This window comes from Bradyrhizobium sp. (genome assembly GCF_049581145.1).
GTDB lineage: Bacteria > Pseudomonadota > Alphaproteobacteria > Rhizobiales > Xanthobacteraceae > Bradyrhizobium.
This window is the reverse complement of record NZ_JBAURI010000212.1, coordinates 1-15,236: the sequence shown is the minus strand read 5'-3', so window position 1 is coordinate 15,236 and position 15,236 is coordinate 1. Positions and strand designations below refer to the sequence as shown.

Genomic DNA, 15,236 nt, shown 5'->3' with positions numbered 1-15,236 from the left:
GAACAGCTCGGTCCAGCTGCGGCCGCCCATCACCCGGCGGCGGCGCCCGCGGAATTCGATGACGCAGGTCAGCCAGGCCGGGCTCGACCAGCGTTTCCTGAGCAAGGTCCTGGTCGCGGGGTCGTGGATGATGCCGCGATTGCCGGTGAACAGGCCGCGATGCGGCGTCGCGATGATGTCGCCCCGGGGCGTGACGCGGTTTTGCAGCGGCATTGGGCGGCCCGACCGTCACCCCCGCCGTGACGGAGCAATCACGCCGCGCCGTCGCGGATCGGCGGCTGGAACGACAGCGCGGTATCCCAGGGGAAGAAGATCCAGGTGTCCTGCGACACCTCGGTGATGAAGGTATCGACCAGCGGCCGCCCCTTGGGCTTGGCGTAGACGGTGGCGAAATGCGCATCCGGCATCATCTCGCGCACCAGCCGGCCGGTCTTGCCGGTATCGACGAGGTCGTCGACGATCAGAAGCCCCTTGCCGGTGCCGCCGCCGAGCGCGGCGGTGTCGGCGGAGATGCCCTTCAGCACCTGGAGGTCGCCCTGCTTGGTGTGGTCGTAGCTCGCGATGCAGACGGTATCGATGACGCGGACGCCAAGCTCGCGCGCCACGATCGCCGCCGGCACCAGCCCGCCGCGCGTGATCGCGATCACCGCGTGAAACGGCCCGACCTCGTTGAGCCGCCAGGTCAGCGCCCGGCAATCCCGGTGGAACTGGTCCCACGAGACCGGAAAGGCCCTGCCGGCCCGCTCCTGTGCGCTCAGTTCCGGAGCTTCACCGCCCATGCACGTCTCCTTCGATATCTGCCGATCACGCCGCGATCCCAGCCAGGCCAAATCCAGGACGGCCCGCTCCGGGTTTTTGAGCAGGATCTCCGCGCAAACGCGTTCCGCGTTGTCGCGAGGGATCATGCTCTAGCGCGTCGCGTGAAGTCCCGCCAGCATCTCCTTGACCGCGCTCATGGCGGCATTGAGCTTCTCGGGATCGCGCGAGCGCACCACCAGATTGGTGTTCGGCTTCTGGTTCTCGTCGATGAAGGGGTAGCTGCCGATCATCGTCTCCGGATGGGCGCCCGCGATCTGGCGCAGGGGACCGCCGATGTCGCCTTCCCGCGCATTGGCGCGGACCGATTCCGACAGCATCCGCAACCCCGACTTCAGCTTGGGGGCGACGATGTCCATCATCGCCTGCATGATCGAGGGGACGCCCGCCATCACGATGACATTGCCGATCTTGAAGCCCGGCGCCAGGATGGTCGCGCTCTGGATCAGCTCCGCGCCGTCGGGAATCCGCGCCATGCGCAGCCGCGCCTCATTGAGGTCCTGCGCACCCCAGCGCTCCCGAAAGCGCGCCACCACCTCGGGGTGATGATCGATGCCGACGCCAAAGGCCTTCGCCACGCTGTCGGCGGTGATGTCGTCATGGGTCGGCCCGATGCCGCCGGTGGTAAAGACGTAGGTGTACCGCCCGCGCAGCGCGTCGAGCGCCGCGATGATGTCGGGCTCGTCGTCGGCGACGACCCGCACTTCCTTCAGATCAATCCCGATATTGGTCAGGTATTCGGCGATAAAGCCGATGTTCTTGTCCTTGGTCCGCCCGGACAGGATCTCGTCGCCGATCACCAGGATTCCGGCAGTGACGATCTCGCTCATGACTTCATCCCCGTCCTCAAGCCCGCCTCACCCACAACTTAACCCAGCCAAGCACCTGACCAAGCCAACATCTTGAAGTCATGAAGCTTTGCCGCAGAAATAGCCACCCCTTCGCCGCTTTTTCAGGCAGTGACGCGACCATCCCCTACCAAATAGTACAAGGTAATGCATATCGCGCTGGCCCGGGCCTTGCTACCATCCCGTGAAGTCATGCACTGTCCAGCGCAAGACTTGCCGGCGCAAGATTTGCCATCGCAGCATTTGCCATCGCAGGATTTGCCCTTGCGTGATTTGGGAGACCGTCAGGTTCTATGGCAATCGCGTTCGACGAAATGAACGGCTCGGCGGGCGAGCTCCGCTCGGCCTATAGCGAACTCTCCCGCTGGCTGAAAGAGACGCCGCCAGAAGCCCTCGAATATCGCCGGCAGGAGGCCGAGCTGCTGTTCCGCCGGATCGGCATTACCTTTGCCGTCTATGGCGATGCCGAGGCCCAGGAGCGGCTGATCCCCTTCGACGTGATCCCGCGGATCATCTCGGGGAAGGAATGGACGGTGCTGGAAAAGGGCCTGAAGCAGCGGGTGCGCGCGCTGAACATGTTTCTGCGCGACATCTACCATGGCCGCGACATCCTGCGGGCCGGGATCGTCCCCGAGGACCTGATCTTCCAGAACCCGGTGTTCCGCCCGGAGATGAACGGCCAGGACGTGCCGCACGACGTCTATGTCCATATCGCCGGCATCGACATCATCCGTGTCGACGCGGAGAATTTTTTCGTGCTGGAGGACAATGCCCGCACCCCGTCGGGGGTGTCCTACATGCTGGAAAACCGCGAAATCATGATGCGGCTGTTTCCGGACCTGTTCGCCCGCCACCGGGTGGCGCCGGTGGAACGGTATCCGGATGAACTGTTGTCGGCCCTGCGCTCGGTGGCGCCGTTGAGCGCATCCGCCGAACCGACGGTCGCGCTGATGACGCCCGGCGTCTACAATTCCGCCTATTACGAGCACTCCTTCCTCGCCGACAAGCTCGGCATCGAGCTGGTCGAGGGACGCGACCTCATCGTCAAGAACGACGAGGTCTTCATGCGCACCACCGAGGGCCTGAAGCGGGTCGACGTCATCTACCGCAGGGTCGATGACGACTTCCTCGATCCCCTGACCTTCCGCCCGGATTCCGCGCTCGGCGTGCCCGGGCTGATGTCGGCCTATATGGCCGGCAACATCACGCTGGCGAACGCGGTCGGCACCGGGATCGCCGACGACAAGGCGATCTATTCCTACATGCCGGAGGTCGTGAAATTCTATCTCGGCGAGGAGCCGATCCTGAAAAACGTGCCGACCTGGCGCTGCCGCGAGCCGAAGGAGCTGTCCTACGTGCTCGACCATCTCGGCGAACTGGTGGTCAAGGAAGTGCACGGCTCCGGCGGCTACGGCATGCTGATCGGGCCGGCGGCGACGAAAGCCACCATCGAGGCGTTTCGCGACAAGCTGAAGCGCGAGCCGGAAGGCTTCATCGCGCAGCCGACGCTCGCGCTGTCGACCTGTCCGACCTGCACCGCCTCCGGTCTCGCTCCGCGCCATGTCGACCTGCGGCCGTTCGTACTGACGGGAAGCAAGAATGTCACCATCGTACCCGGCGGATTGACGCGGGTCGCGCTGAAAGAGGGCTCGCTGGTGGTCAATTCGAGCCAGGGCGGCGGCACCAAGGACACCTGGATTCTGGACGACTAGTTACTGGACGAAGAGAGAGCGCAATCATCGCATGCTGTCGCGAACCGCCGAAAATCTCTACTGGCTGGCCCGCTATGTCGAACGGGCGGAATATCTCGCGCGTACGATCGACGCCACGCTGCGCGTCACCGCGCTGCCCGCCACCTATATCGGCAAGACCAACGAATGGGACTCCGCGCTGCTGACCGCCGGCGTCAGCCAGAGCTTCTACCAGACCTACGAGGAAGCCAACGAGCGCAACGTCATCGACTACCTGTCGTTTTCGTCTGCCAATCCGTCCTCGATCAAGAACTGCATCGAGGCGGCCCGCCTCAATTCGCGCTCGGTGCGCACCGCGCTCACCAGCGAGATGTGGGACACCATCAACTCGGCCTGGATCGAGCTGCAGGAAGTCTGGAGCAAGGGCACCACGACCCGCGAGGAACTGGCCAGATTCCTCCGTTTCGTACAGGAGACCTCACTGCGCTTCGACGGCTCGGCCTACCGCACCATGCTGCGCAACGACGCCTACTGGTTCTCGCGGCTCGGGTTGCATCTGGAGCGCGCCGACAACACCGCGCGGATTCTCGACGTCAAATACCATGTGCTGCTGCCGGAAGAGGAACATGTCGGCGGCCCGCTCGATTTCTACCAATGGAGCTCGATCCTGCGCTCGGTGTCGGCGCTGACGGCCTATCATTGGGTCTATCGTGAGACGCTCAAGCCGTGGCTGATCGCCGATCTCTTGATCCTCAACGACACGCTGCCGCGCTCGCTCGCCAGCTGCTACGGCAATCTGGTGCGCAATCTCGACCAGATCGGGGTGGCCTATGGCCGCCAGGGCCCCGCGCAGCGCCACGCCCGCGGCATCCGCAACCGTCTGGAGCACAGCCACATGGACGACATCTTCCAGCATGGCGTGCACGAATTCATCCAGGAGTTCATCGCTGACAATGCGCGGCTCGGCGAAATCGTCACCAAGCAGTATCTGATCTGATGGATTGGAACCGAACACAGCCAAATGCCATCATGGCCGGGCTTGTCCCGGCCATCCAGGTCTTTAACTTACGACAGTAAGAAAGAAGGCCGTGGATGCCCGGGACATCCAGCGCAAAGCCGCGCTTTGCGCTTTTGCCCGGGCATGACGATCTTTTGCCTAGCTGCCTTGCCGAACTCCAGCTCCGCGTTGACACGCCATGCGCCTGCGAATTTCTCATTCCACCACCTACCGCTACGAGCCGGCCGCGACCGGCGTCATCCAGATCCTGCGGATGACGCCCGGCAGCCATGACGGCCAATACGTCGCCGAGTGGCAGATCGACGTGTCCACCGACTCCCGCCTCGACATGCATGAGGATGCCTTCGGCAATGTCACCCATGTGATGACGCACGGGCCGATCGCCGACCTCACCATCACGGTCGGAGGGCTGATCGAGACCCACGACACCGGCGGCGTGCTGCGCGGTACCGACGAACGCTTTCCGCCAAGCCTGTTCCTGCGCTCCACGCCGCTTACCACGGTCAATCCGGCGATGGCGAACTTCGGCCGCGAGCTGCGCGCGGAATCGGAGACCGACACGCTGGGCTTCCTGCACACGCTGATGACGCAGATCAACGAGCACATGACGTTCGACGAGGACCCGACCAACAGCGGCACTTCGGCGGTGGAAGCCTTCGGCCTGAAGCGCGGCGTGTGCCAGGATTACGCGCATATCTTCATCGCCTGCGCGCGCTCCGCCGGCGTGCCGGCGCGCTTCGTCTCCGGGCATTTCCTGCGCGCGGACGGCATGGTGCATCAGCAGGCCGGGCATGCCTGGGCCGAAGCCTTCGTGCCGGATCTGGGCTGGGTCGGGTTCGATGCAGCGAACTGCATCTGCACCACCGACGCGCATGCCCGCATCGCGATCGGGCTCGACTATCTCGGCGCCGCCCCGGTGCGCGGTACCCGCTATGGCGGCGGCATGGAAACGCTGACGGTCACGGTCAAGGTCGAACAGGCCGCCCGGCCGGGACAGTGGCAGAGCCAGACGCAGTCGTGATTGCCGTCTTACCGCGGTAACCGAGATGAGCGACTCCGAAACAATGCGGTAGCGCGGATGATGAACGCTCTTGCAATGCGATTCCAGCAAGAGAGTCCACGACCGATGCGCCATGAAAATCGATTTGGTGACACGAGCCCAGCCCTGCTCGCCGGCATCGAGGAGATCGCGGGCGAGATTGCCGCGCGCGCCGTGGAGATCGAGGAGGCGCGCCGCGTTCCGCTCGACCTCATCGATCAACTTTATCGTTGTCTTCCTCGAGCGGGCTGGACCGCCCGGAAAACGGGGTTGGATGCGGTTCCGAAATTCGCTACTAGTTTCCCGCCGGCAATTCGGACGGCTCGGGAGCGGGAATGACCTATTGTTGCGGAATCCTGGTGCGGGACGGGCTGGTCATGATCGCGGACACCCGCACCAATGCCGGCCTCGACAACGTATCGACCTTCCGCAAGCTGCACATCTTCGCAAATCCCGGCGACCGCATCCTGGCGATCGCCAGCGCCGGTAATCTCGCCATCAGCCAGTCGGTCCTCTCGACGCTGACGGAGGGGCTGGAAGACCCGCACACCGGCGACATCGAAACGCTGATGAACGCGCCCACCATGTTCCAGGCGGCGCAGCGCATCGGCCGCGCCATCCGCCTGGTGCATGCCACCGAGGGCCCGGCGCTGAAATCGGAAGATGTCAGTTTTGACGTGTCGTTCCTGTTCGGCGGCCAGATCAAGGGCTCGCGGATGCGCCTGTTCATGGTCTATACGGCAGGCAACTTCATCGAATGCACCACCGACACGCCCTATCTGCAGATCGGCGAGCACAAATACGGCAAGCCGGTGCTGGACCGCGCCATGCATTACGATGTCGAGCTCTATGAGGCGCTCAAGACCGGCCTGATCTCGATGGATTCGACCATGCGCTCCAATCTCGGCGTCGGGCTGCCGATCGACGTGCTGGTGGTGCGGTCCGACGTCTGCGATGCCGATCTCAATCACCGCATCGAGGCCGGCGAACCCTATTTCCACGACCTGCGCTCGCGCTGGTCGGCGGCGTTGCGCGCGGCGCACCGGAACATTCCACGGCCGCCCTACAAGACCGAACAAGACGCAAAACCATAACCTTGAGAAGGCGAGGACAATGACCGAGGCAACAAACAAGATCGCTGTCGTGACCGGCGCGGGAACCGGGGTCGGACGCGCAGCCTCGCTGGCGCTGATGAAGGCCGGTTTCACCGTGGTGCTCGCCGGGCGCCGCATCGACAAGCTGGAGGAAACCCGGAAGCTCGGCGACGCCGTCGGCAAGAGCCTCCCCGTCGCTGCCGACATGACCGATCCAGGATCGATCGGCGCGCTGTTCGCCAAGGTGATGGAGGCTTATGGCCGGCTCGACGTGCTGTTCAACAATGCCGGCATGGGCGCCCCGCCGGTGCCGTTCGAGGATCTCGGGCTGGCGCAATGGCAGGCCGTCGTGAACACCAATCTCACCGGCCCATTCCTGTGCACGCAGCACGCGTTCCGCATCATGAAGGACCAGACCCCGCGCGGCGGACGCATCATCAACAACGGCTCGATCTCGGCGCATGCGCCGCGGCCGTTTTCCGCGGCCTATACCTCGACCAAGCATGCCATCACCGGCCTGACCAAGGCGAGCAATCTCGACGGCCGCGCCTATGACATCGCGGTCGGCCAGATCGACATCGGCAATGCCGCAACCCCGATGACCGACCGCATGGTCGACGGCGTGCTGCAGCCCGACGGCCACAAGATGCCGGAGCCGCGCATGGATGCGAAAGCAGTCGGCGACGCCGTCGCCTACATGGCAAGCCTGCCGCTCGATGCCAATGTGCTGTTCATGACCGTCATGGCCAGCAAGATGCCGTTCGTCGGACGGGGGTAGGCGGCGCAACTCCCGCCGTCATTGCGAGCGCAGCGAAGCAAATCCGTCGTCCACGTGGAAAATATGGATAGCTTCGTCACTGCGCTCGTCACAATACAGGCAACCGCCTACTCCAGCCGCTCCACCGTGCGCAGCGACGGAAACAGCCTCATCCACAGCAGCGCGACGCCGATGGTGGCGACGCCGCCGAGCACGGCGGCCGGCATCGCGCCGAACAGGGCCGCGGTGACGCCGCTCTCGAACTGGCCGAGCTGGTTGGACGCATTGATGAACAGGAAGTTCACCGCGCCGACCCGGCCGCGCATCTCGTTCGGGGTCGCGAGCTGGACCAGCGAGAAGCGGATCACCACGCTGATCGTATCGGCGGCGCCGAGGATCGCGAGCGCCAGTACCGAGAGCACCATCCAGTGCGAGACCGCGAACACCACGGTTGCCGCGCCGAAGATGATCACGGCCTGGAACATGCGCAGACCCACCCGGCCGCTGATGGTGTTGCGGGCCAACAGCGCGGTCATCACCAGCGCGCCGACTGCGGGCGCGGCGCGCAGGATGCCGAGGCCGCTCGGGCCGGTCATCAGGATGTCGCGCGCATAGATCGGCAACAGCGCGACCACGCCGCCGAACAGCACCGCAAACAGGTCGAGCGAGATCGTGCCCAGGATCGCAGGATTGGCGCGGATGAAGCGGACGCCGGCGAACAGATCGGCTGGCGTCCCGGAATCCTTGGCCGTGTCCGGATGATCGACCAGGATCATGCCCGTGAACAGCACGCCCAGCAGCCAGAACAACAGCATCACGCCATAGGGCATCGCGGGCGAGAGCGCGTAGGCGAGGCCGCCGAGCGCGGGGCCGGCGATGGTGGCGATCTGCGTCGAGCCGCTCGACAGCGCGGTCGCGCGTTGCAGCGTCCCCTGCGGCACGATCAGCGGCAGCATCGCCGCCGTCGTCGGGCTTTCGAAGGCACCTGCGGTGCCGAGCACGGCGGTTGCGATGAAGATATCGACAACGCTGAGCCAGCCGCCATAGGCGCCCCAGGCCAGAAACAACGCCGTCAGCGCCTCGGCCAGCTGGCACAGTTGCACCACCCGCTTGCGTTCGTAACGGTCGGCCGCGTGGCCGGCGACGAACACCAACAGCGCCGTCGGCAGGAACTGGATCAGCCCCACCATGCCGAGCACGAAGGCGCTGCCGGTGAGATCGTAGACCTGCCAGCCGATCGCGACGCCGGCGATCTGGGTGGAAAAGCGCGAGAGGCTCCGCGACAGCAGAAAATACAGAAACGATCTTTGCCTGAGCAGCGCACCGGCGCCGATTGGCATGATGGCAGACATTCTTCGGGCGGTTCCTGCGCGATGAGCCGCTGCAAGCGACACGCTCGCATCCGCTCTCTGGCCCACGCCGTGGCCGACCCTTGCCGCTTTGTCAATGCCACGCGCGCAGGGCTGGGCGGCGTTGAGCCGTCATCCCGTCATCGCCGCTGGTCATGGCCGCCTGTCATGCCTGCATGCCGCCCATGGCATTGCGCTTTGCGCTTCCTCACGGCCATACTCGATCCGGTTCGGGGGCGGCATGCTGCAATTGCAATCGGCGTTCGGTATCTTCGCGTTGCTCGCGATCGCGTGGGCTTTTGGCGAGAATCGCCGCGCGGTTTCGATCCGGCAGGCGGCGATCGGCCTGGTGGCGACCATCGTCACCGCCGTGGCGCTGATCAAGCTGCCGCTGGTGGCGCATGCGTTCGGCACCATCAACGATGCCGTCGGCGCGATCTCGTCCGCCTCGCGCGCGGGCACCTCCTTCGTGTTCGGCTATCTCGGCGGCGGACCGCTGCCGTTCGATCCGAAGACGCCGGGTTCGGATTTCATCCTGGCGTTTCAGGCGCTGCCCATCGTGCTGGTGATGAGCGTGCTGACCACGTTGTTGTTCTACTGGCGCATCCTGCCGCCGGTGGTGCGCGGCATGGCGTGGCTGCTGGAACGCGCGCTCGGCGTCGGCGGCGCGGTCGGGCTGTCCACTGCCGCCAACATCTTCCTCGGCATGGTCGAAGCGCCGCTGTTCGTGCGGCCCTATCTGGCGCAGATGACGCGCAGCGAATTGTTCCTGGTGATGACCGGCGGCATGGCGGGAATCGCGGGCACCGTGCTCGTGCTCTACGCCACGCTTCTTGCGCCTTTGATTCCAGATGCCGCGGCGCATTTCGTGATCGCCTCCGTGCTCGGCGCGCCGGGTGCGATCCTGATCAGCCTGATCATGGTGCCAGAGACCACCGACCGCCTGACCGGCGGCGCGCTTGGCGAGGATCCCAAGATGCACGCGTCCTCGACCATGGATGCGATCGTCAAGGGCACCACCGCCGGACTCGAGCTCCTGCTCAACATCGTCGCCATGCTGATCGTGCTGGTGGCGCTGGTGCATCTTGCCAATGCGATCCTGTCGCTGCTACCTGACGTCGGCGGCGCGGCGATCTCGTTGCAGCGGATCCTCGGGCTATTGATGGCGCCGGTGTGCTGGCTGATGGGCCTGCCCTGGTCGCAGGCGGTCACCGCGGGAAGCCTGATGGGCACCAAGACGGTGCTGAACGAACTGATCGCCTATGTCGACCTGTCGAAACTCGCGCCCGACGCGCTCGATCCCCGTTCCAAGCTGATCATGCTCTATGCGATGTGCGGCTTCGCCAATTTCGGCAGCCTCGGCATCATGATCGGCGGGCTCGGCACCATGGCGCCGGAGCGGCGCGACGAGATCAACGCGCTGGGGTTGAAATCGATCGTCTCGGGCACGCTGACGACCTGCCTGATGGGCGCGATCGTGGGGCTGCTCGACTGATCTGTCGCGCCGAATGACGGCGTCTCACGCGCTCAATTCGACCGTCTTGAACTCCGCCGGCAGAATCACCTCGAGCAGTTCGACGTCGTCGGAATAGTCCAGGATCATGTGCTTGACGCGCGGCGGCTGGGTCCAGGCACTGCCCTGTTGCATCAGGTTCTCGCCCTCGCCTTCCATGTAGGTCTTCACCCAGCCCTTCAGCACATAGACCATCTGAAAGTCGACGTCGTGGAAATGCAGTTTTGAGACTTCCTCGGGATTGCACGGTCCGAGCAGCCGGATCACATGCGCCCGCGCCGCCCCGCCACTGGCCTCGACAATGCCCAGGTCACGGTAGGTCGCATAGGCGCGCAGGCCGTCGGCCTTGAAATCCTCGTCGCGGTGATGGCTGATCGCGATGCGCTGCTTCGGCTGCGCACGCTTCGCTGCTGGCGTCGCGCGGCCTTTGCTCTTGATCGTCTTGCGCGCGGCGGTTTTGCCGGCGACCTTGCGCGCCGGCGATTTCTTCTGCGCGGCGGTCTTGGCGGCGGGCCGCGAGACTCGTTTCTGCTTCAGCTTCCTGGTGGCCATGTTTCTCTCCCTTCCGTTTCCGGGAGGAAAAGCTAGCACACAACTGTCTGGCCGGGCGGGCAAAAGCAGCTTATCCGCGGCAGACGGGAGACTTGCAAGGTGGGCTCAGGCGCGCCTTTGCCGCCCACCGTTTCTGGGCGAGAGGCAAATGGTGGGCGCGCTTCGCTTGGCCCACCATACGAAGCCTTGGCGCCGAGCCCACCGCGCGCGCCGCGGGCACACCCACGGCACGACCCGGCGGCTCTGTCTACCCTGCGCGATTACGTCAATGCAGCCGGAACACGCCGTCCACGGCGCGCAGCTCGGCGGGCTTGATCAGCTTGGAGTGCGCCACGGTGACCGCGAACAGCGGACCTTCGAGCTTCTGCTGCCAGAACTGCAGGAAGTCCCGCAGCGCCGGGAATTTCGGAAACAGATCGTAATTCTGCCAGACGTAGGTTTGTAGCAGTGACGGGTGATCGGGCATCCGATACAGAATCTGCGCCGTCGTCAGCCCGTAACCCAGAACCTGCTTCCTGAAATCCTCGGAAACAGCCCCAACCCTCGACACCATGCCAACCTCCATTGCTGGAGCGCATTTTCGGGGGTGGCCGTTGCCCAGAGATTCACCCGTCAGCCACCCGGTCAAGATGCGCTCACATGAGAGAAATGTGACGCACGATACCAATTCATCACAAGCCCAAATGTTTAACGCATTGTTGAAAAATCTTGCGTTAGCAGCAGCTTACCGCGCGTGCTAATACGGTATTTCACGTTCCGTTCCACAATTATTAAGCATGATCGAGAATTTTGGCAGGCCGCTCGTCCGAGTGCTAATTTTTCTGCTAAGGGCCTTGCCCGGCACACAACTCTGCCATATGTCCAAGGTGCTCGTGCTGGCACTCGCTGGCATTGACTGCCAAACCCCAGAAACTCTCTAACAAATCCAGGATCTTAGGAGGACTGCATGAAATTCCGTCCGCTTCACGACCGCGTCGTGGTCAAGCGCATCGACGCCGAAGAGAAGACCGCTGGCGGCATCATCATTCCCGATACTGCCAAGGAGAAGCCTTCGCAGGGCGAAGTGACCGCCGTCGGCCCCGGTGGTCGCGACGAAAGCGGCAAGCTGATCCCGATCGATGTTCAGGTCGGCGACCGCGTGCTGTTCGGCAAATGGTCGGGCACCGAGGTCAAGATCGACGGCCAGGAGCTGTTGATCATGAAGGAGAGCGACATCATGGGCGTTCTCACCGACGTCGCCACCAAGAAGAAGGCTGCGGCCTAAGCTCAAGCCCCCATCCGCTCACCCTGAGGAGCGCCTGCGGGCGCTGGCCGAAGGGGTGAGACACACCCGACAGGGTGAGATACCAGTCAACTCAGGGAAACCAACCAATATGTCAGCAAAAGATGTGAAATTCGGCGTTGATGCCCGCGACCGCATGCTGCGCGGTGTCGACATCCTCGCAAATGCCGTGAAGGTGACGCTCGGTCCTAAGGGCCGCAACGTCGTTCTCGACAAGTCGTTCGGCGCTCCCCGCATCACCAAGGACGGCGTCACCGTCGCCAAGGAGATCGAGCTCGAGGACAAGTTCGAGAACATGGGCGCCCAGATGGTGCGCGAAGTCGCCTCCAAGTCGGCCGACGCGGCCGGCGACGGCACCACCACCGCGACGGTTCTGGCCGCAGCGATCGTCCGTGAAGGCGCCAAGTCGGTTGCCGCCGGCATGAACCCGATGGACCTCAAGCGCGGTATCGACCTCGCGGTCGAGGCCGTGGTTGCGGACCTGCAGAAGAACTCCAAGAAGGTCACCTCCAACGAGGAGATCGCCCAGGTCGGCACCATCTCGGCCAACGGCGATGCCGAAATCGGCAAGTTCCTGGCCGATGCCATGAAGAAGGTCGGCAACGAGGGCGTCATCACGGTTGAGGAAGCCAAGTCGCTGGAGACCGAGCTCGACGTCGTCGAGGGCATGCAGTTCGACCGCGGCTACATCTCGCCCTACTTCATCACCAACGCCGACAAGATGCGCGTCGAGATGGAAGACGCCTACATCCTGATCAACGAGAAGAAGCTCTCCTCGCTGAACGAGCTGCTGCCGCTGCTCGAAGCCGTGGTGCAGACCGGCAAGCCGCTGGTCATCGTCGCGGAAGACGTCGAGGGCGAGGCGCTCGCCACCCTGGTCGTCAACCGTCTGCGCGGCGGTCTGAAGGTCGCCGCCGTCAAGGCGCCGGGCTTCGGCGATCGCCGCAAGGCCATGCTGCAGGACATCGCGATCCTGACCGGCGGCCAGGCGATCTCGGAAGATCTCGGCATCAAGCTCGAGAACGTCACGCTCGCCATGCTCGGTCGCGCCAAAAAGGTGATGATCGACAAGGAGAACACCACGATCGTCAACGGCGCCGGCAAGAAGGTCGACATCGAGGCGCGCGTGTCGCAGATCAAGGCGCAGATCGAGGAGACCACCTCGGACTACGACCGTGAGAAGCTGCAGGAGCGTCTGGCCAAGCTCGCGGGCGGCGTCGCGGTGATCCGCGTCGGCGGCGCGACCGAGGTCGAGGTCAAGGAGCGCAAGGATCGCGTTGATGACGCGATGCATGCCACCCGCGCAGCGGTCGAGGAAGGCATCGTCCCCGGCGGCGGCGTCGCCCTGCTCCGTGCTTCCGAACAGCTCAAGGGCATCCGCACCAAGAACGACGACCAGAAGACCGGCGTCGAGATCGTGCGCAAGGCACTGTCCTGGCCGGCGCGCCAGATCGCGATCAACGCGGGCGAGGACGGCTCGGTGATCGTCGGCAAGATCCTCGAGAAGGATCAATATGCCTACGGCTTCGACTCCCAGAGCGGCGAGTACGGCAACCTGGTCACCAAGGGCATCATCGACCCGACCAAGGTGGTTCGCGCGGCGATCCAGAACGCCGCCTCCGTGGCGGCGCTGCTGATCACCACCGAAGCCATGGTCGCCGAACTGCCGAAGAAGAACGCCGGCGGCGGCGGCGGCGGTATGCCCCCGGGCGGCGGCATGGGCGGCATGGACTTCTAAGTCCGGCTCCTCAAGGCAACCACACGAGAATGCAAAACCCCGGCAGCGATGCCGGGGTTTTTGTTTTTGCCAGACTTGCTTTCCCGTCATTCCGGGACGCCCCCGACACGACACCGTCGGTCACGCCTGATAAGCGCGCCGTATTTCCTGCTCGCAAGTCATGCGACCGGCGCTGCGAAGGACAACAGCAGTCGTCGTGTTGTCGTCAGCACCAGACCAAGGCTCGCGGCCTTGTCGGTGACCACGACCAGGGCACGGTCGGCTCTGGACGGACTTCTGAGCATGATGCTCAGGCAATCCGATGCGACGATCACGATCTCTTGGAAGTAGTGGTTTTCATCTGCGCTCCGCCCCCGGGCACGCCTGAAGAGAGTCTCGATCTTCTGGACGTTGTCACCCTGAAACAGCTCGGAGATCGCGGCGCCCAGCGACGGAGACTCGGCCATGTCTTCCGCATCGAGGCCGCTGCAATGCATGACTCGGCGCGTCCTCAGATCGATCCAGGCGGCGCTCAGACAGAGCGGCACCGCCGTCATCACTCTCGACAATAAGGCTTCCGCCTCTGGATCGCCCAACTCCGCGACAGGCGGGTTCGCGGTCAATGCCGGTCTGAATTGAGACGCACCGGAGTCAACGGCTACAGCCGCCAGCTCCTGTTCGATCCCGCGCGGCGCAGCCTGTTGTTTTTCGTCCCTCTCGTCGGTCTTGCGGGCTGCGCCGACATCCCGTCGTCGCAGCTGCACAAGGTTTGAAACCGCGTGTCGGATCGCGGCCAGCAGGTTCTCCCCACCGCTTGCCCGCCACAGCTCGGGATCCGCAATCAGATCGTCCGCACCCCGGCCGCGTATCGCATCGGGTACCGCGAGCAGCACGATCGAGGCGAACAGCTCCCCGGTTTCCCGTTGCAGCCTGGCCTTCACCCGCTGCAGGTCCCGCGCGCGGGTCAAATTGTCGGCGTGGGTGGCGACCAGGATGCCGCTGCTGCGCAACCGCGCAGGCAGGCCGAGCCATGTCTGTTGCTCGCTGCGGCGCCAGGCCTGGGTCGCGAGCGTGCACCAGATGCAGATATCGACGCTGTCGACGACGTCCAACGTCCGGCGATTGTCCTGATAGGGATCGGCAAAGCCTGCGGTGTCGAGCAACTCGATATGGCGAAGCAGTGGATTCGGCAGTCCTATGTCGAAGCGGCTGATGTCCTCCCGGGACAATGCGGCCATCGCATCCGGAGACACCATCTCCCGCGAGCCATCGTGATTGATCGCCTCGATCTGGAGTTCAGGCGCGTAGCGCACTACGGTCGAGCGACGCGTGCTCGAGAGCACTGCCGTGGGCAGTACCTCGCGGCCCAGCAGCAGGTTGGCAACCGACGATTTGCCGGCGCTGAATTCGCCAAACAGTCCGATACGAATCAGCCGCCCGGAGCCCGGGGAATCGAAGCCGTCCGTCAGTCGCTGCGGTTCCATCATCGACGCGCCGAAGCCGGGCAAACTCGCGCTGGTTTCGTGGTCGCTATGAGTCCCCGTCGCTCGAACGAGGCCC

The 15,236-nt window shown here is 64.3% G+C and carries 15 protein-coding genes and 1 pseudogene; 9 read left to right on the top strand and 7 right to left on the bottom strand.

Annotation, left to right across the window (positions count from 1 at the left end; genetic code table 11):
• The 3 genes and pseudogenes from WCB02_RS07165 to WCB02_RS07155 form a co-directional block, all read right to left on the bottom strand.
• Positions 1-213: pseudogene (locus tag WCB02_RS07165) on the bottom strand (hypothetical protein); the annotation flags it as partial.
• Positions 214-251: 38 nt separating this feature from the next.
• Complete coding sequence (gene gpt / locus WCB02_RS07160; RefSeq protein ID WP_423957135.1) at positions 252-779, bottom strand: xanthine phosphoribosyltransferase; 528 nt, start codon at positions 777-779, stop codon at positions 252-254.
• A gap of 129 nt (positions 780-908) precedes the next feature.
• Positions 909-1,646 (bottom strand): competence/damage-inducible protein A, encoded by a 738-nt coding sequence (locus tag WCB02_RS07155; protein ID WP_423957134.1) that lies wholly within the window; start codon positions 1,644-1,646, stop codon positions 909-911.
• Positions 1,647-1,957: 311 nt separating this feature from the next.
• On the opposite strand from WCB02_RS07155, the gene WCB02_RS07150 reads away from it, so the two are divergent.
• The 6 genes from WCB02_RS07150 (at position 1,958) to WCB02_RS07125 (ending at position 7,284) form a co-directional block, all read left to right on the top strand.
• Positions 1,958-3,376, top strand: coding sequence for a circularly permuted type 2 ATP-grasp protein (locus tag WCB02_RS07150; protein WP_423957133.1), 1,419 nt, complete (start codon positions 1,958-1,960; stop codon positions 3,374-3,376).
• Positions 3,377-3,407: 31 nt separating this feature from the next.
• Complete coding sequence (locus WCB02_RS07145) at positions 3,408-4,352, top strand: alpha-E domain-containing protein (protein ID WP_423957132.1); 945 nt, start codon at positions 3,408-3,410, stop codon at positions 4,350-4,352.
• Between the two features lie 199 nt (positions 4,353-4,551).
• Positions 4,552-5,394: a transglutaminase family protein gene (locus tag WCB02_RS07140; RefSeq protein WP_423957131.1), complete on the top strand. Its 843-nt coding sequence runs from the start codon at positions 4,552-4,554 to the stop codon at positions 5,392-5,394.
• Positions 5,395-5,499: 105 nt separating this feature from the next.
• A complete protein-coding gene (locus tag WCB02_RS07135) occupies positions 5,500-5,751 on the top strand; it encodes a hypothetical protein (RefSeq protein WP_423957130.1) in 252 nt (83 codons plus the stop codon).
• A complete protein-coding gene (locus WCB02_RS07130; protein ID WP_423957129.1) occupies positions 5,748-6,506 on the top strand; it encodes a peptidase in 759 nt (252 codons plus the stop codon). The genes WCB02_RS07135 and WCB02_RS07130 overlap by 4 nt, the downstream gene beginning before the upstream one ends.
• A 19-nt stretch (positions 6,507-6,525) precedes the next feature.
• Entirely contained in the window at positions 6,526-7,284 is a 759-nt protein-coding gene (locus WCB02_RS07125; RefSeq protein ID WP_423957128.1) for an SDR family oxidoreductase, read from the top strand.
• A gap of 107 nt (positions 7,285-7,391) precedes the next feature.
• Here WCB02_RS07125 and WCB02_RS07120 read toward each other — a convergent pair whose 3' ends face one another.
• Entirely contained in the window at positions 7,392-8,615 is a 1,224-nt protein-coding gene (locus WCB02_RS07120; protein ID WP_423957127.1) for an MFS transporter, read from the bottom strand.
• 238 nt (positions 8,616-8,853) lie between these two features.
• Here WCB02_RS07120 and WCB02_RS07115 point away from each other — a divergent pair, with 238 nt between their 5' ends.
• Positions 8,854-10,107 carry a NupC/NupG family nucleoside CNT transporter gene (locus tag WCB02_RS07115; RefSeq protein WP_423957136.1) on the top strand — a complete coding sequence of 418 codons (1,254 nt, stop codon included), beginning with the start codon at positions 8,854-8,856 and terminating at the stop codon, positions 10,105-10,107.
• Positions 10,108-10,131: 24 nt separating this feature from the next.
• Here WCB02_RS07115 and WCB02_RS07110 read toward each other — a convergent pair whose 3' ends face one another.
• Both WCB02_RS07110 and WCB02_RS07105 read right to left on the bottom strand, forming a co-directional pair.
• Positions 10,132-10,677, bottom strand: a complete 546-nt coding sequence (locus tag WCB02_RS07110; RefSeq protein WP_423957126.1) for a cupin — start codon at positions 10,675-10,677, stop codon at positions 10,132-10,134.
• A 265-nt stretch (positions 10,678-10,942) separates the two neighbouring features.
• Positions 10,943-11,230: an usg protein gene (locus WCB02_RS07105; RefSeq protein ID WP_423957125.1), complete on the bottom strand. Its 288-nt coding sequence runs from the start codon at positions 11,228-11,230 to the stop codon at positions 10,943-10,945.
• Positions 11,231-11,623: 393 nt separating this feature from the next.
• Between WCB02_RS07105 and WCB02_RS07100 the strand changes: the two genes are divergently transcribed.
• Together WCB02_RS07100 and groL are read left to right on the top strand one after the other, a co-directional pair.
• Positions 11,624-11,941 (top strand): co-chaperone GroES, encoded by a 318-nt coding sequence (locus tag WCB02_RS07100; RefSeq protein WP_423957124.1) that lies wholly within the window; start codon positions 11,624-11,626, stop codon positions 11,939-11,941.
• Positions 11,942-12,050: 109 nt separating this feature from the next.
• Complete coding sequence (gene groL, locus WCB02_RS07095; RefSeq protein ID WP_423957123.1) at positions 12,051-13,697, top strand: chaperonin GroEL; 1,647 nt, start codon at positions 12,051-12,053, stop codon at positions 13,695-13,697.
• Positions 13,698-13,855: 158 nt separating this feature from the next.
• Here groL and WCB02_RS07090 read toward each other — a convergent pair.
• The coding region (locus tag WCB02_RS07090) for a dynamin family protein (protein ID WP_423957122.1) at positions 13,856-15,236 on the bottom strand (1,381 nt) is incomplete at its 5' end.

Excerpts from the sequence above, each read along its gene's own strand:
- WCB02_RS07135 (WP_423957130.1), top strand. The coding sequence starts at position 5,500 with ATGCGCCATGAAAATCGATTTGGTGACACGAGCCCAGCCCTGCTCGCC.
- WCB02_RS07110 (WP_423957126.1), bottom strand. The coding sequence starts at position 10,677 with ATGGCCACCAGGAAGCTGAAGCAGAAACGAGTCTCGCGGCCCGCCGCC.
- groL (WP_423957123.1), top strand. The coding sequence starts at position 12,051 with ATGTCAGCAAAAGATGTGAAATTCGGCGTTGATGCCCGCGACCGCATG.
- WCB02_RS07150 (WP_423957133.1), top strand. The coding sequence starts at position 1,958 with ATGGCAATCGCGTTCGACGAAATGAACGGCTCGGCGGGCGAGCTCCGC.
- WCB02_RS07125 (WP_423957128.1), top strand. The coding sequence starts at position 6,526 with ATGACCGAGGCAACAAACAAGATCGCTGTCGTGACCGGCGCGGGAACC.
- WCB02_RS07130 (WP_423957129.1), top strand. The coding sequence starts at position 5,748 with ATGACCTATTGTTGCGGAATCCTGGTGCGGGACGGGCTGGTCATGATC.
- WCB02_RS07155 (WP_423957134.1), bottom strand. The coding sequence starts at position 1,646 with ATGAGCGAGATCGTCACTGCCGGAATCCTGGTGATCGGCGACGAGATC.
- WCB02_RS07140 (WP_423957131.1), top strand. The coding sequence starts at position 4,552 with ATGCGCCTGCGAATTTCTCATTCCACCACCTACCGCTACGAGCCGGCC.
- WCB02_RS07100 (WP_423957124.1), top strand. The coding sequence starts at position 11,624 with ATGAAATTCCGTCCGCTTCACGACCGCGTCGTGGTCAAGCGCATCGAC.
- gpt (WP_423957135.1), bottom strand. The coding sequence starts at position 779 with ATGGGCGGTGAAGCTCCGGAACTGAGCGCACAGGAGCGGGCCGGCAGG.
- WCB02_RS07105 (WP_423957125.1), bottom strand. The coding sequence starts at position 11,230 with ATGGTGTCGAGGGTTGGGGCTGTTTCCGAGGATTTCAGGAAGCAGGTT.
- WCB02_RS07115 (WP_423957136.1), top strand. The coding sequence starts at position 8,854 with ATGCTGCAATTGCAATCGGCGTTCGGTATCTTCGCGTTGCTCGCGATC.
- WCB02_RS07120 (WP_423957127.1), bottom strand. The coding sequence starts at position 8,615 with ATGTCTGCCATCATGCCAATCGGCGCCGGTGCGCTGCTCAGGCAAAGA.
- WCB02_RS07145 (WP_423957132.1), top strand. The coding sequence starts at position 3,408 with ATGCTGTCGCGAACCGCCGAAAATCTCTACTGGCTGGCCCGCTATGTC.